Raw genomic sequence first — 13,175 nt, forward strand, 5'->3', positions numbered from 1 at the left:
TATGCCCTCCGTTATGTCCAATCCGCACAACGGTTTCCGCCCATGGGAGGATGTCAGCGGGGTGATTCTCGCCGGCGGGCGCAGCCGCCGCATGGGGCGCGACAAGGCCTGTCTGGAGATCGATGGGCAGACCCTCTTCAGCCGCACCCGCGAGATGCTGTGCAGCGTTTTCGACCAGGTGCTGATTGGAGGAGATCGCCCCGACCTGGCCACCGCGCAGATCCCCTGCGTTTCCGACATCTATCCCGGCAGCGCACTGGGCGGACTGCACGGTGCGCTCAGCGCCGCCCGCACGCCCTGGATTTTCGCCGTCCCCTGCGATCTGGCCCACCCCGACCCGGAGCTGGTCCGCTTCATCCTGGCCCGAAAGGACGGCTGGGACGTCGTCGTGCCGCGTTCTCCGGCCGGGCTGGAGCCGGTCTTCGCCCTCTATCACAAAAATTGCCTGGGACCGATGGAGCGGATGTTGGCGCGGGGCGACTTCCGGATCTACGATTTTTATCACCAAGTGCATGTCCGCTACCTTGACTCCGAAACCCTCCCCGCGGGCTGGGCACGGGCGCTGCGCAACCTCAACACCCCGGAGGATCTCCGGCGCATGTCCAAGGAGGAACCATGACCCCACCCGTCGTTTCCATCGTCGCCAAGAGCGGCACCGGCAAGACCACCCTGTTGGAGAAACTGATCGCCGAGCTGAAAATGCGCGGCTACCGCGTCGGTGCCGTCAAGCACGATGCCCACAGCTTCAGCATCGATCATGAAGGCAAGGACTCCTGGCGCCTGACCCAGGCCGGCGCCGACACGACCCTGATTACATCCCCGGCCAAGGTCGCCATGGTAAAACAAAATCCCGTCGGACAGGAGCCCAGCCTGGCCGAAACGGTGAACAGCTACTGCGGCGATCTCGACATCGTTCTCACCGAGGGGTTCAAGCGCAGCCGCATGCCGAAGATCGAGGTCCACCGGCTGGAGCGTAGCGCCACCCTGATGTGCCGCGGCGAGGAACATGATCCAACGCTGATCGCCGTCGCTTCCGATCAGCCGCGGCAACTCGACGTGCCGGTTTTCCATATCGACGATGCCGCCGGACTGTGCGACCTGATCGTTGCCCGGTTCCTGTCGTGAAACCGCTGCGGGTGCGCTCCAAGGTCTGGCTGGAGGCCGACGGCGAACCGCTGCTCGGCGACGGGCGCGAACAACTGCTGCGCCTGATCGATGAGCTGGGTTCGATCAACGCCGCCGCCCGGGAAATGGGCCTGACCTACCGGCGGGCCTGGTCCTTTCTGCAGGCCATGGAGGACAAACTGGGCGTGCCCCTGCTGCGCCGGGAAAAGGGGGGCCCCGGAGGGGGTCATTCCGCGCTTACCCCCACAGCCCGGGAGTTGCTGGAGAAATACGATCGCCTGCGCGACGGTCTCAACCTGCTCATCGATCGCAAATTCGCGGACATTTTCGCGCTTCAGGAAGATCCCCCGGCGGCGCCCCGGCCAAAATGATACGAGACATGCGACGAAGGAGCACCTCATGCTGAGCTATGAAGAAGCCCTGGACATTATCCTCCGCACGCTGGCTCCTCTGCCGGCCGAAGACATTGCCCTGCCCGAGGCCCTGGGGCGGGCATTGGCCGAAGCGGTCCCATCCCGCTGGGACATGCCACCGGCCGACAATTCGGCCATGGACGGCTTCGCCTTCGCCGCGGCCGGCCTGGCGCCGCAGGGCAGACTGAAGGTTGCCGGATTATCCCGGGCCGGCGCAGGCTTTCCAGGGCCGGTTTTGCCGGGCGAAGCGGTCAAAATTATGACCGGAGCCCCCCTTCCGGAAGGCTGCGATACGGTGGTGCCCATCGAGGTCGTGGAGGAGGTGGCTGGCGTCATCGAGTTTCGCTCTTCGGTGCCAAATGGCGATCACGTGCGTTATCAGGGGGAGGAGTTTCGCCAGGGCGAAACCCTTCTGGGGGCGGGGACGACCCTGCGCGCCGGGGAGATCGGCCTGCTCGCTTCGGCCGGAGTGGCCCGGGTCAGGGTCCATCGGCAGCCGCGGGTGGCCCTTCTCACCACCGGCGACGAACTGGTCGACATCGGGGTTCGACCCGGCCCCGGACAGATCGTCAATTCCAACCGCTATCTGCTCACCGCCCGGTTGCAGGAGGAGGGGTGCACGGTCTGGCCGCTGGAGATTGCCGGCGACCAGCGCAGCGAGCTGACTGACCGTTTGGCGCAAGGGCTTCAGGCCGATGTGCTGATCACCACCGGCGGTGTTTCGATGGGCGATTACGACCTGGTTCAGAGTTGTCTCAAGGACCTCGGGTTCGAACTTGGATTCTGGAAAGTCGCCATCAAGCCCGGCAAGCCGGTGCTGTTTGGCAGGGTGGGAGACAAACCGGTTTTCGGCCTCCCCGGCAACCCGGCGGCCGCCGCGGCCACCTTTCAACTCTTCGTCCGGCCGGCCCTGCGGCGGCTCTGTGGTTATTGCGACCCCCTGCCCCCCCGCAGCCGGGCGACTCTGACCGCCCCGGTCAGCGGTGGCGGCAACCGCCGGCAGTTTCTCTGGGGTGCGGTCGTTGAAGAGGATGGACGATACCTCTTCACCCCCTCCGGCAAGCAGGGCTCCGGCCAGACCCGCTCCCTGCAAGGGGCCCAGGCGCTTCTGCCCGTCGCCGCCGGAAGCGGCGACCTAGCCGCCGGCCAGGAGGTGGAAATCATGCTGATCTATTTACCGGGCGGTGCGGCCAGTTAGCGATGCCGCAGGAAAGTACCGGTTAAAAATCGACCCGAACGATTCACTTTGAAATCCGCCGCGCTGCCTTCTTACGCAACTCCTTCTGCCCCAGCAACGAATTGGGCCGAATTGGAATAACTGGCGGACTGTTTCAGGCAAAAGCTCCCCCGAATCAAAGGGGGAGCCTTTTGGTTGTCCTCTCCGCTATCTATTTCTGCTCCCGCAGTAACTTCAAAAAATACATCGCCGCATCACCCCGCAAATTCTCAACAAGACCAATCAACCCATCAGTCAGGTACCTGGCGGGAATACCCTTGGAGCGCAGATAGGTCATGGCGATGATCGCCCGATCCTTGTGGGGACAGGCGGTGACGATGATTTTGTCCTTCGGCAGTTCATTCAGGCGGGCAGGCAGTTCGTTAAGCGGGATTTTCAGGGCGAAGCTCGGCCCCCATGCTTCCTGTTCTTCCTTGAAGCGGATATCGACCAACACTGCTTTGCCGTCTTCCAGCAGATCGAGCACTTTCTTGCTGCTGACCTTCATTTCCAGCCGGGCGTCGTAACCATAGTTTTGGATGTAACTTTCCAGCACGGCGTCGCTCGCCAGTGCGGGAGTCCCCAGAAACAGCAGCGTCAGCAAGGCAATCGTAAAGTTTTTCATCCATTTTTCCTTTTGTTTGGAGGTCAGGGTGCCGAATAGATCAGCCAAACCCCTCCTGCCATCACCAGCAGGCCACAAACGCGCTTTATCCAGAGAGTGCCTTGCGAGCGTTCGTTCCAGTTCAGGTACTGCTGGACCTTTTCCGTGAAGGTTCCCGCAAAGACGATCACCGCGCAGTGACCGAAGCCATAGGCCAGCAGCAGGAATGTCGCGTAGAGCAGATTGCTGCCCGCAGCGGCAAAGGCAACGCCGAGAACCGGTCCCATAAAGGCAAAGGTACAGGGGCCGAGGGCCACGCCGAAGACCAGCCCCAAAATCAGCGCCGCCAGCAGCCCCTTGCGCTGCGTGCCGACCTGCCCCAGCCCGGGCCAGGGCATGGGAAAAGCTCCCAGCAAGTGCAGGCCGAAGAGGAAGAAAATTCCCGCCACCAACCAGTTGCCCCATGGGCCAAGGTCGCCGAGCATGCGCCCGGCCAGCGCCGTCAAAAGGCCGATCAGGGCAATGGACATCAGGATGCCAAACGCGAACAAGTTGGCGATGACAAAGGCCCGGCGGGTCGTCATGGTTTCCTGGCCTTCGATGAATCCGACGACCAGCGGAATGCTCGCCAGATGGCAGGGGGACAAAACGATGCTGAGGATGCCCCACCCCGCAGCGGCAGCGAGGGCAACCAGCGGTGCTCCGGACACGGCCTGACTCAGTTGCCCCAACAGGGTTTCGATCATGGTTTGTCCTTCTCGAAGGGATAGCCCAGCTCCCGCCACTTGGCGAGGATCTCTTCGCGGCCATAGAACCCGGTGTGCCGGAACAGTTCCCGCCCGTCGGCCGCATAGAAGATTTGCGTCGGGATCATTTTGACGCCATAGCTGGCCGCCTCCTCCCGCGATTTCCAGGCATCAATAAAAACGACCTCCAGTTTGCCGGCCAAGTCTTCTCTGAGCTGTTCCAGGACAGGCGCCATCTTAATGCAGGGGATGCACCTGTCGGCACCGACATCGACGAGCCGGGGAAGCGCTTCAGAGAAGACAGTGCAAGGTAATACCAGCACCAATAGACCGATGAACAGGATTGTCCGGAGAACCTGTCGGGGCATCATTTCACCTCCTTTATTCAGCCGCGATCGGTCGCATGAGTTTCATGATCTGGTCCGGGTTGAGAACTTTTCCCTGAGAGACGACTTTGCCGTCGATGGCCAGCCCCGGGGTGGTCATGCAACCGAATTTCATGATGTCGTTAATCTGGGTGACCTTTTCGAACACCACCTCTTCGCCCAACACCTGGGCGGCCTCTTTGACGTTGGCGGCCAGTTGGTTGCACTTGGCGCAGCCGGTTCCGAGAATCTGAATCTTTTTCATGCTCCTCTCCTTTCCATAGGTTGCAGGCTAACTGACCAGGGCTCCGTAGATCAGCCCCGAAAGGGTGGCCATCAGGATGACCAGACCGACAAAGACAACTGTTTTTTTCGTGCCCATGACGCTGCGGATGACCAGCATGTTCGGCAGCGAGAGGGCGGGACCGGCCAGCAGCAGCGCCAAGGCCGGCCCCTTGCCCATGCCGGCGCCGATCAGCCCCTGCAGGATCGGCACCTCGGTCAGGGTGGCGAAATACATGAAGGCCCCCACCACCGAGGCGAACAGGTTGGCCCACAGGGAGTTGCCGCCAACCAGGCCGGCGATCCAGCCGGAGGGAATCAGCCCCTCGTGGTCGGGGCGGCCGAGCAGCGCCCCGGCAATCAGCACCCCCCAGAAGAGCAGCGGCAGAATCTTCTTGGCGAAATCCCAACTGGTGGAAAACCATTCGCGCAGCTCGCCGTCGTCGTCCCTGCCGGTGGCCGTCAGGGAGGAGAGCCCCACCGCGCCGGTGATAAAGGCCAGCGAGGGATGCTCCGGCAGGGTTAAGGCAAGGGCTGCAACCGGCAGGCTGGCGATCAGCATGTGCCACTTACCGACCTTGAACCAGGCGACCAGAATCGCCGCCAGCGCCAGGGCGAAGAGCCCGGTGAGAGTCCACTTGGCGGCGTAGATCGCCTGCCACAGCCCCGAGGGGTCCGCCGGGCGCCCCCAGTTGGCGAAGACCAGGATGCCGACCATGCTGCCGAAATAGAGAGCATTCTGCCACAGGGGCCGGGCCACCTCCGGTTCAGGCATGGCGGCGGCCGCCTCAACCTTTTCGAGCTCTTCCCGGCGGAAAAACAGATGCATGAGCAGCCCGATAACGACGGCGAAAACGACCGCACCCACCGCCCTGGCGATGCCCATCGCCGGGCCGAGTACCGCTCCGGTCAAAACGATGGCCAGGATGTTGATGGCCGGCCCCGAGTAGAGAAAGGCGCTTGCCGGGCCCAACCCCGCGCCCATGCGGTAGATGCCGGCGAAGAGCGGCAAAATGGTGCAGGAACAGACCGCCAGGATGGTTCCCGACACCGAGGCGACCCCGTAGGCCAGCAGCTTGTTCGCTTTGGGCCCGAGGTACCGCATCACCGCCGCCTGGCTGACGAAGACCCCCACCGCACCGGCAATGAAAAAGGCTGGCACCAGGCAGAGCAGCACGTGCTCCTGGGCATACCACTTGACCAGGTGGAGCGATTCCCACAGGGCGTTCTCCACCCGTTGCGACTGCTGAAGCCAGTCCACCGGCAGATAATAGCAGGCGATAAAGATGGCAATGATCGCTGCCAGCGGCTTCCATTCCCTCGACCAGTTCATAATCCGGACCCTTCTTGGCATTTTACTATTTGGCACAAAAGCCAAATACTTGAGCAAAAAAATAGGAATTATTTCCCGACAGCCTCAAGCAGAGCCGACTGCTCCCGCACCTGGGTTTCCAGCACCGATTCCACACAGCCGAAAAAGTTAAGAATGCAGGGTACCCGCAAGCGGTAGAAGACCTGGTTGCCCCGCTTGTCATCGACCACGATGCCGGCTTGCTTCAGCACCGACAGGTGCTTGGAAACGGTGGAGACGTCGGCCCCGATCATCTCAGTCAGATCGCAGACGCAGCGCTCCTCTTTCTCCAACTCTTCGATAATGAACAACCGGGTCGGGTGAGCCATGGCCTTGAGGACCCGGGCGCGGGCTTCGAGGTGATTTTTCCGTTTCTGATCCATGCGGATCTCCTTCCTGTGTTTGGCAATATAGCCAAATAGCCAATTATGTCAAGCCGTTTTTTTCTACCACGCACACGGGGGGGCGCCGGGTTTGTCCTGAAAATGGAAGCCTTTCCCCTTCCCATAAAAAAAAGGCCGGTGCACGGCACCGGCCCGCAAGGGAGGAATTGCATTGAATCCAGGAGGTGGTGAACCCTTAATGGCGGTGCCCGCCTTCGAGGTCAAATATCTTTTCCGCCAAGGTGTAGAGAAAGAGGCAGACGGCGATAGCGCCGATGACGATGGCAATTTCAGCCAAAGATGGAAAATAACTCAGCAGGCCATGGGCGCCCCTGGCTGAATCTTCGCGCATGGGGACCAGTTGACCGGCGATAACCAGATCGTAGCGCATGAAGAAGATCCCGATGGTTGTCATCATGCCGGCAAACATGACGCCGAAGACGGTGCGCGTCTTGGGGTTGACCAGGATCAGGAAGGGGATGAGCATGCCGATCAGCACCTCGAAGAACCAGAAGTTCACCGCCAGCGGGCCGTTGATCAGGGCCATGGTCGCCTCGTATTTCTCGGGCGGCTGGCCGTAGAGCCCGGGGATGATCTTCCAGACCACGAAGAACATCAGGATGCCCAGGAACAGGGCCTGCAGCTTGCCCATGGTGAGCATGAACTCGGCGTACTTCGGGGAGAGTTCCCGGCCGCGGGCCTTGTGGTTGAAGTAGACGATCAGGGCCGTCAGGGCCCCGCCCGATACCAGGGCCGAGAGGATGAAGTAGATCGGCATGAAGGAGCCGTACCAGTAATGGCGGGCTTCCAGCAGGCCGAAAACGGCGCCGAGGTTGGAGTGGGCGGTGATGGCGGCGAAGAAGCCGAGCAGGCCGCTGATAAAGGCCAGCCGCCGGTTGCCCAGCATCAGGAAGGTGAATTCGCAGATCAGCAGCACCAGGTAGAGCCCGTACAGGGCGCCCATCCACCAGATGGCCGAGGTGAAGTTCGGGCTGATGATGGCGTAGATCCCCATGCGGATCGGGTGGTTGAGCTCCATCGCCATGGTGCCGAACCCGGTCACCAGGGTGAGGATCGCCAGCAGGTGCCCGCGCCGGCCGATAATCTCGAATTTCTCAAAGCCCCAGACATCGCCGAGGCTCGACACCAGGCAGAGCCCGGTGCTGGAGACGACGAAGAAGACGTAGGTCGAAATGAGAATCCCCCAGGGGATCTCGCGGGTCACGTTGTAGACGTGGGCATGCCCCTTGACCAGGACCATGGCCACGGCTACCGCCCCGGCGAGCATCCCCGCGCCGAGCAGGCCGAACCAGAGGATTTCCCCGGGCCGTTTGGGTAAGGCGAGCGTGGTCATTGTTTGACTCCGTTGTTTGCGAAAGGCGTAAGGCGTAAGGCGTAAGACGTAATGGGTAGACGATTTTTCCCATTACGCATTACGCGTTACGAATCACGGGTTCAAATCAGATAGAACAGGTACGGCTTGGTGCCCATCTCCGGCTTGAGGACCCGGTGCGGGTTTTTCGCCAGCAGCTTCGACACCTCGCTCTGGGGATCGTTGAGATCGCCGAACACCCGGACCTTGGTCGGGCAGGTCTCGACGCAGGCCGGCAGCCGGCCGGAATAGACGCGGTGGGCGCAGAAGGTGCACTTGTCGACGGCCTCGATTTCCTCGTTGTAGTAGCGGGCGTTGTAAGGGCAGGCGGTCATGCAGTACTTGCAGCCGATGCACTTTTTCTCCTCGACGGTGACGATGCCGTCCTGGTTGACGCCCGTAGCGCGGGTCGGACAGACCCTCTCGCAGGGGGTGTTGCCGCACTGCATGCACTGGCCGGGGGTGAAGCTCTGGCCAAGGTTGGGATAGCTGCCGCGCAGTGGTTCCTCGGTTACCCAGTTGCGGTGGTTGTCCCGGCCCAGGGGGACGTTGTTTTCAGCCTTGCAGGCCACCGTGCAGGCCTTGCAGTCGATACACCTGCGGGTATCGAGCACGATGGCGAATCGTTTGTTCTTCATCAGTCAAACTCCTTCCGTTTCAGCGCGGGTCAGGCCGGGGAGATTTCCACAAAGGTCTGGTGCATGGCCACGTTGCCCGAAATCGGGCAGGCGTTGTCTTCGAGCAGTTCGGCGTCGCAGCCGCCTTTGCCGTGGATCCGCGACAGCCCCTTGGAGAGCACGCCGAAGCCGTGGGCCATGTAGACGCAGTCCGGACGGATTTTTTCGGTGGCCTCCAGGCGCAGGGTCTGTTCGCCGACCGCGCTCTTGACCCGGACCATGCGCCCGTCCCTCAGGCCCAGGCGGGCGGCTTCGCCGGCATTGAGCCAGAGGGTGTTTTCGGGCATCAGGTCGTGCAGGAAAGGGTTGTTCTGCGTGGTGCCGTGGGTGAAGTAGGCGTGGCGCCCGACGATCAGCCGGTATTTGCCTGCAGGCACGGCGGCCGGCGATGCATAGACCGGCAGCGGATCGTGGCCGTTTTCGGCGTATTTTTCCGAGTAGATCTCGATCTTGCCGCTCTTGGTCTTGAGGCGCTTGCCGCGGCTGGAGCCGTAGGTGGGGCGCTCCGACTCGAAGTAGACCCCCCTGGTTTCGAGCATCGTCTGGGCTTCGGGCAGATGCTGGAGCTGATGTTCGACGTACTCCTCGATGGTGTAATCGAAGGATTCGTAGACCTCCTCGCCCAGCCGCTTGGCGATCTGCTGCATGATCCAGAGATTGGGCCTGGCCTCGAACAGGGGCTCGACCACCTGGTGGCGCAGCGAGAGCACCGGCAGAATCCCCGAGAGCGATTCGACCGGGTCCATGCGCTCCAGGTAGGTGGCCTCGGGGAGCACCACGTCCGAGTACCAGGCGGTGTCGCTCATGGCGATGTCGATGGTGCAGATGAAATCCATCTGTTCCAGCATCTTCAGGGTCTTGGCCCGGTTGGGGACCGACTGCAGGGGGTTCTGCTTGTAGACCATCATCCCCTTGACCGGGTAGGGTTGGCCCTCGAGCACCCGGTCGCGGAAATGCTTCCACGAGCCGTCCTTCTCCGAAAGGTAGGTGACGCAGTCCTTGTCGAGGCGCGGCGGGACGTCGTCGTACCAGGGGGCGACGTAGACGTGCTCGGCCAGCTTGATCTTGCCGTTGGGGACCATCCCGCCGGGTACGTCCCAGTTGCCGACGATGGCGTTGAGGATCGCCATGGCCCGGCGCATCTGGGTGTCGTTGTCGAAGAAGGAGGAGCGGCGCCCCTGGTAGTAGACCGCTTTCGGCGCGGCGGCGGCGAACTCGCGGGCGATGCGGGCGATGTCCGCTGCCGGGATCTCGCACTCCGCGGCTGCCCATTCGGGGGTGTAGGGCTCGATGTGCGGCACCAGCTGCTCGAACCCGACGCATTCGTCGGCGACAAACTGCTTGTCGTAGAGCTCTTCCTTGACGATGACGTGGATCATCGCCAGCATGAAGGCCATGTCGGTGCCTGGCTTGACCGGGAACCACTCGTCGGCCTTGGCGGAGGTCTTGGTGAAGCGCGGGTCGAGGTAGACGACCTTGCGGTTGCCGCCGGCCCCCTTGATCAGGTCGATGGTGTCAGGGGTGATGAAGGCCTCGGAGCGGTTGGCGCCGCTCATGATGATGTAGTCGGCGTTGAGTACGTCGGGGGTGGGGTTGGTGCCGAAGGTGGCGCCGAAACCCTGGATGTTGGAAGCCAGGCAGAGCGAGGGGTGGCGCAGGGTGTTGGGCGAGCCGAAACACTCGGCGAGCATCAGGAAGAAATGCTCCTGGAACCCTTCGGTGGAGACGAACATCATGCCGGCCCGGGTGTGCTGCTCGGCGATCCGGTTCATGTTCTTCACCACCAGGTCGAGAGCCTCGTCCCAGCTGGCCCGCCGCCATTTGCCCTCGCCGCGCTCGCCGGTGCGGATCAGCGGGTACTTGAGGCGGTCGGGGTCGTAGACGCTCTGGTGGCCGGCGTTGCCGCGGGCGCAGAGCATGTCGCGGCTCTTGATGTAATGGGGGTTGGGATCGAGCTTCTGGATCACCCCGTCGCGCACCCGGGCGATGACCCCGCACTTGTTGACGCACATCTCGCAGCTGGTGAAGACGTCCCTGGTGGGCAGGGTCGCCGGCTCGCCGACCTTGCCGTCCTTAGCCAGGGCCCTCAGTACGGTGACCTGCGAGCCGACGGCCGCCGTCGCCAGGGCGCAGGACGAGATGCCCAGAAACCGGCGGCGGCTTACTTTTTTATCGATCAGGCTGGACACGGTCTTCTCCTTCTCGGTGTCACGGTTTTTGTATCAGCACATTCAGATATCCGGATTGTTCGGTTTTTCAAAGGGGGGAGAAGAAAGTCTTCTCCTCCCCCCTGCGTGTTACGAATGTTGGTCGGCGAAAAATTCGCCTAGAACTTGACGGTCAGCGAGGCATAGCCGTCCCATGCGGTATCTACCGCGGGGAGCATGGAAGAAGCCTTGCCGTCCTGAACGTCGGCGATTTTCACCGGGGCGCCGACCGGAGAACCGCTTCCGGTGTACTCGTAGTCGTAGTAGATGCCGCCGAGCTTGATGAACATGTTGGGGTTGACATCGAAGATGTAGTACGCCTCGCCGACATGGCCGCGGGTGGCGAGCTTGCTGCCGATCAGGTCATCCTGGGCCTGGGTGAAGGGGATCCAGTACTTGGAGCCGTAGTTGTACTCGAGGCCCAGCTTGCCCAGGGGAGCGGGGATCTGGATGCCGGCGTAGACCGAGTAGCCGTCGCGTTTCTTGTCGCTGGAGGGGGTGGTGGTGAATGCGGGGACGATCATCTGCTCGCCGGGGTTGGACGGATCATCCACCAGTGCCGCCCTGTAGGTCGGGTCGGACAGCAGGCCGCCGAACAGGCCAGCCTTGCCGTTGGGGTCGGTCTGGGTCCAGGCCAGCGAGGTGAACCAGTTGACGCCGTTCATCTCCTCGCGGGTGAAGCCGATGCCGCCCAGCATGATGTCACCAATGTTGGTGGAGGGCTGTACGCGGGTCACGAAGTTGAAGTTGGGGAAATTCTGCAGATCGTTCCACATGGTCGGGGCCATCTGCTGGGCGAACTGGCTGGGGAAAGCGATCAGGCCCTTGAAGCCGTCGGTCACGTTCTCGGCCCGGAACAGGGTGAACTGCAGGAAGTTGGTGCCGTCGTTAAGGGCGTCGATGTTGAAGCCGCCCAGATGCACGTCTTCGGTGTTGATCTCGTTGAACAGTTCGCCGTTGCCCCACTCGGACTCGAAGCCCTGGCCGTAGCAGAAGCGCACGGTCTGTCCCTCGATGCCGGTGAGCTTGCTCAGGTGGTAGCCGACGGTGATGCCGTCAAAGTTGAAGTGCACCAGGTGCCCCGAGGGGGTGCCGCCGCGCAGCTCGTTCTCGCGGTACTGGCTGGGCGGACCGTAAGTGGAGGGGCGCCGGCCGATGGAGAGGTAGAAGTCGCTGCCGCCGATGTCCTTCCAGTCGAAGTAGGCGCGCTCGACCCGCAGCCAATCGCCGCTGGTGTTGCCGCCATTGGTGCCATCCATGGTGAAGGAGTTCCAGGAGTCGAAGACCTTCACGCCGGTGGAATCGCCCCAGTTCTTGTACATGGAGAGCCGGCCGGAGAAGTTGACGTTGTCCGAAACCTTGGCCTTCATCCCCAGGCGCAGGCGGGTGGTGTACAGGACGTCGTTGTTGATGGTCGATTTTTCCGCCGGCGCGACGACGAAATACCCCTGGGGCGGGAGAGCGCCGGCCATGAAGGCCGCGGCCTGCTCGGGGAAGGCGGCCATGAATTTGCTCAAGGGGGTGGTGGAGCCATCACCCGGATCGGTGGCGGCCGGGACGCTGAATTCCCCGGCCATGGCCCGCTGGCCGAAATCGGCGAAGTCGAAGTACACCCCCTGGCTGGCGGTCACATCCTTGTAATGCAGGGTGTCGGCCTTGACGCGCAGGTCGCCGTACCAGCTGATGCGGTCGGTGGCGGTGTGGCGTTCGGTCTTGTCGACGCGGTCCGAAAGCTCGGCGAGCTCCTCATTGAGTTCGTCGATCTTTTTCTGCATTTCCTCGACGGTCGGTGCAGCCAGGGCCACGGCGGGCACGGCGAGCAGGGCGGCGAGCAGCAGGGCGAAAAGTCTACGCATGAAAATGCCTCCTGAAAATGAGTTGTCGGAAGTCCGCCGCAGCGGCGAACCTTGAATCTTGGTTCGGTCGGCTCCGGGGGCGCTGGCAGGTCACGGCCCCGGAGACGACCCGGTTGAAATTAACCGCAGGTTTCGGGCTGGCTGGAGTCGAGCGCGTGGTCATACAGGAACTGGTTGATGTCCTTGATGTCCTGCTCCTTCAGGTCCTTCCAGGCCTCTGCCTTGGGGTGCTGGGCCTTTTCGAAGAAACGGTCCCACTGGGACATGGTCTTGGTCATCGGGGTCAGGTTGCCCCCCTCGGCGCCTTCCACGTGGCAGGATTTGCAGGTCTTTTTGTAGAGGTATTTCCCTTTTTTCGGGTTGCCCCCTTCGGCGGCCCAGGCCGCGCTGGCGCAAAGAGCTGCGATGGCGAGAATGGCTACGGCTTTGGCGATCTGTTTCATGACTTTCCTCCCTTGGGTTGTCCGCTGGGGCGTTGGCGACGCCCCCGGTTGCTGAGTTCTGCCCGGCTGCCCGGGCCATCGGGGTTGCCGATTCGCATTATCCATTTATAGGAATTTTTTATATGTGTGTTTAGC

At 62.2% G+C, this 13,175-nt stretch carries 15 protein-coding genes; 4 read left to right on the top strand and 11 right to left on the bottom strand.

The window, feature by feature from the left end; genetic code table 11:
• Position 1: 1 nt before the first annotated feature.
• The 4 genes from mobA to DESUT3_RS03955 are packed head-to-tail and all read left to right on the top strand — an operon-like array spanning position 2 to position 2,736.
• A complete protein-coding gene (gene mobA, locus DESUT3_RS03940) occupies positions 2-619 on the top strand; it encodes a molybdenum cofactor guanylyltransferase (RefSeq protein WP_221251164.1) in 618 nt (205 codons plus the stop codon).
• Positions 616-1,125: a molybdopterin-guanine dinucleotide biosynthesis protein B gene (gene mobB, locus DESUT3_RS03945; protein WP_221251165.1), complete on the top strand. Its 510-nt coding sequence runs from the start codon at positions 616-618 to the stop codon at positions 1,123-1,125. The genes mobA and mobB overlap by 4 nt, the downstream gene beginning before the upstream one ends.
• Positions 1,122-1,496 carry a winged helix-turn-helix domain-containing protein gene (locus DESUT3_RS03950; protein WP_221251166.1) on the top strand — a complete coding sequence of 125 codons (375 nt, stop codon included), beginning with the start codon at positions 1,122-1,124 and terminating at the stop codon, positions 1,494-1,496. The genes mobB and DESUT3_RS03950 overlap by 4 nt, the downstream gene beginning before the upstream one ends.
• A gap of 28 nt (positions 1,497-1,524) precedes the next feature.
• Entirely contained in the window at positions 1,525-2,736 is a 1,212-nt protein-coding gene (locus DESUT3_RS03955) for a molybdopterin molybdotransferase MoeA (RefSeq protein ID WP_221251167.1), read from the top strand.
• 190 nt (positions 2,737-2,926) lie between these two features.
• On the opposite strand, the gene DESUT3_RS03960 is transcribed toward DESUT3_RS03955, so the two are convergent.
• The 11 genes from DESUT3_RS03960 to DESUT3_RS04010 form a co-directional block, all read right to left on the bottom strand.
• Positions 2,927-3,427 (bottom strand): rhodanese-like domain-containing protein, encoded by a 501-nt coding sequence (locus DESUT3_RS03960; RefSeq protein WP_225911614.1) that lies wholly within the window; start codon positions 3,425-3,427, stop codon positions 2,927-2,929.
• Entirely contained in the window at positions 3,403-4,104 is a 702-nt protein-coding gene (locus DESUT3_RS03965; protein ID WP_221251168.1) for a cytochrome c biogenesis CcdA family protein, read from the bottom strand. Before DESUT3_RS03965 ends, DESUT3_RS03960 begins: the two co-directional genes overlap by 25 nt.
• A complete protein-coding gene (locus tag DESUT3_RS03970) occupies positions 4,101-4,475 on the bottom strand; it encodes a thioredoxin family protein (protein ID WP_225911615.1) in 375 nt (124 codons plus the stop codon). The genes DESUT3_RS03965 and DESUT3_RS03970 overlap by 4 nt, the downstream gene beginning before the upstream one ends.
• A gap of 10 nt (positions 4,476-4,485) precedes the next feature.
• Positions 4,486-4,734 carry a thioredoxin family protein gene (locus DESUT3_RS03975; protein WP_221251169.1) on the bottom strand — a complete coding sequence of 83 codons (249 nt, stop codon included), beginning with the start codon at positions 4,732-4,734 and terminating at the stop codon, positions 4,486-4,488.
• Positions 4,735-4,761: 27 nt separating this feature from the next.
• Positions 4,762-6,084, bottom strand: coding sequence for a permease (locus DESUT3_RS03980; RefSeq protein ID WP_221251170.1), 1,323 nt, complete (start codon positions 6,082-6,084; stop codon positions 4,762-4,764).
• Between the two features lie 68 nt (positions 6,085-6,152).
• Positions 6,153-6,485 (bottom strand): ArsR/SmtB family transcription factor, encoded by a 333-nt coding sequence (locus tag DESUT3_RS03985; protein WP_221251171.1) that lies wholly within the window; start codon positions 6,483-6,485, stop codon positions 6,153-6,155.
• A gap of 196 nt (positions 6,486-6,681) precedes the next feature.
• A complete protein-coding gene (gene nrfD / locus DESUT3_RS03990; RefSeq protein ID WP_221251172.1) occupies positions 6,682-7,839 on the bottom strand; it encodes an NrfD/PsrC family molybdoenzyme membrane anchor subunit in 1,158 nt (385 codons plus the stop codon).
• Between the two features lie 101 nt (positions 7,840-7,940).
• The gene (locus tag DESUT3_RS03995) at positions 7,941-8,495 is read right to left on the bottom strand and encodes a 4Fe-4S dicluster domain-containing protein (protein WP_221251173.1); all 555 of its coding nucleotides are present in this window, start codon (positions 8,493-8,495) and stop codon (positions 7,941-7,943) included.
• 29 nt (positions 8,496-8,524) lie between these two features.
• Positions 8,525-10,723, bottom strand: a complete 2,199-nt coding sequence (locus tag DESUT3_RS04000) for a molybdopterin-containing oxidoreductase family protein (RefSeq protein ID WP_221251174.1) — start codon at positions 10,721-10,723, stop codon at positions 8,525-8,527.
• A 137-nt stretch (positions 10,724-10,860) separates the two neighbouring features.
• On the bottom strand, positions 10,861-12,597 hold the full coding sequence (locus DESUT3_RS04005) for a DUF3373 family protein (RefSeq protein ID WP_225911616.1): 1,737 nt from the start codon (positions 12,595-12,597) through the stop codon (positions 10,861-10,863).
• A 119-nt stretch (positions 12,598-12,716) separates the two neighbouring features.
• Positions 12,717-13,040, bottom strand: coding sequence for a c-type cytochrome (locus DESUT3_RS04010; protein ID WP_221251175.1), 324 nt, complete (start codon positions 13,038-13,040; stop codon positions 12,717-12,719).
• Between the last annotated feature and the right edge of the window lie 135 nt (positions 13,041-13,175).

Source organism: Desulfuromonas versatilis, assembly GCF_019704135.1.
Classification (GTDB): Bacteria; Desulfobacterota; Desulfuromonadia; order Desulfuromonadales; family NIT-T3; genus Desulfuromonas_A; species Desulfuromonas_A versatilis.

Excerpts from the sequence above, each read along its gene's own strand:
- DESUT3_RS03955 (WP_221251167.1), top strand. The coding sequence starts at position 1,525 with ATGCTGAGCTATGAAGAAGCCCTGGACATTATCCTCCGCACGCTGGCT.
- mobA (WP_221251164.1), top strand. The coding sequence starts at position 2 with ATGCCCTCCGTTATGTCCAATCCGCACAACGGTTTCCGCCCATGGGAG.
- nrfD (WP_221251172.1), bottom strand. The coding sequence starts at position 7,839 with ATGACCACGCTCGCCTTACCCAAACGGCCCGGGGAAATCCTCTGGTTC.
- DESUT3_RS03985 (WP_221251171.1), bottom strand. The coding sequence starts at position 6,485 with ATGGATCAGAAACGGAAAAATCACCTCGAAGCCCGCGCCCGGGTCCTC.
- DESUT3_RS03970 (WP_225911615.1), bottom strand. The coding sequence starts at position 4,475 with ATGATGCCCCGACAGGTTCTCCGGACAATCCTGTTCATCGGTCTATTG.
- DESUT3_RS03965 (WP_221251168.1), bottom strand. The coding sequence starts at position 4,104 with ATGATCGAAACCCTGTTGGGGCAACTGAGTCAGGCCGTGTCCGGAGCA.
- mobB (WP_221251165.1), top strand. The coding sequence starts at position 616 with ATGACCCCACCCGTCGTTTCCATCGTCGCCAAGAGCGGCACCGGCAAG.
- DESUT3_RS03975 (WP_221251169.1), bottom strand. The coding sequence starts at position 4,734 with ATGAAAAAGATTCAGATTCTCGGAACCGGCTGCGCCAAGTGCAACCAA.
- DESUT3_RS03995 (WP_221251173.1), bottom strand. The coding sequence starts at position 8,495 with ATGAAGAACAAACGATTCGCCATCGTGCTCGATACCCGCAGGTGTATC.
- DESUT3_RS03980 (WP_221251170.1), bottom strand. The coding sequence starts at position 6,084 with ATGAACTGGTCGAGGGAATGGAAGCCGCTGGCAGCGATCATTGCCATC.
- DESUT3_RS04010 (WP_221251175.1), bottom strand. The coding sequence starts at position 13,040 with ATGAAACAGATCGCCAAAGCCGTAGCCATTCTCGCCATCGCAGCTCTT.
- DESUT3_RS04005 (WP_225911616.1), bottom strand. The coding sequence starts at position 12,597 with ATGCGTAGACTTTTCGCCCTGCTGCTCGCCGCCCTGCTCGCCGTGCCC.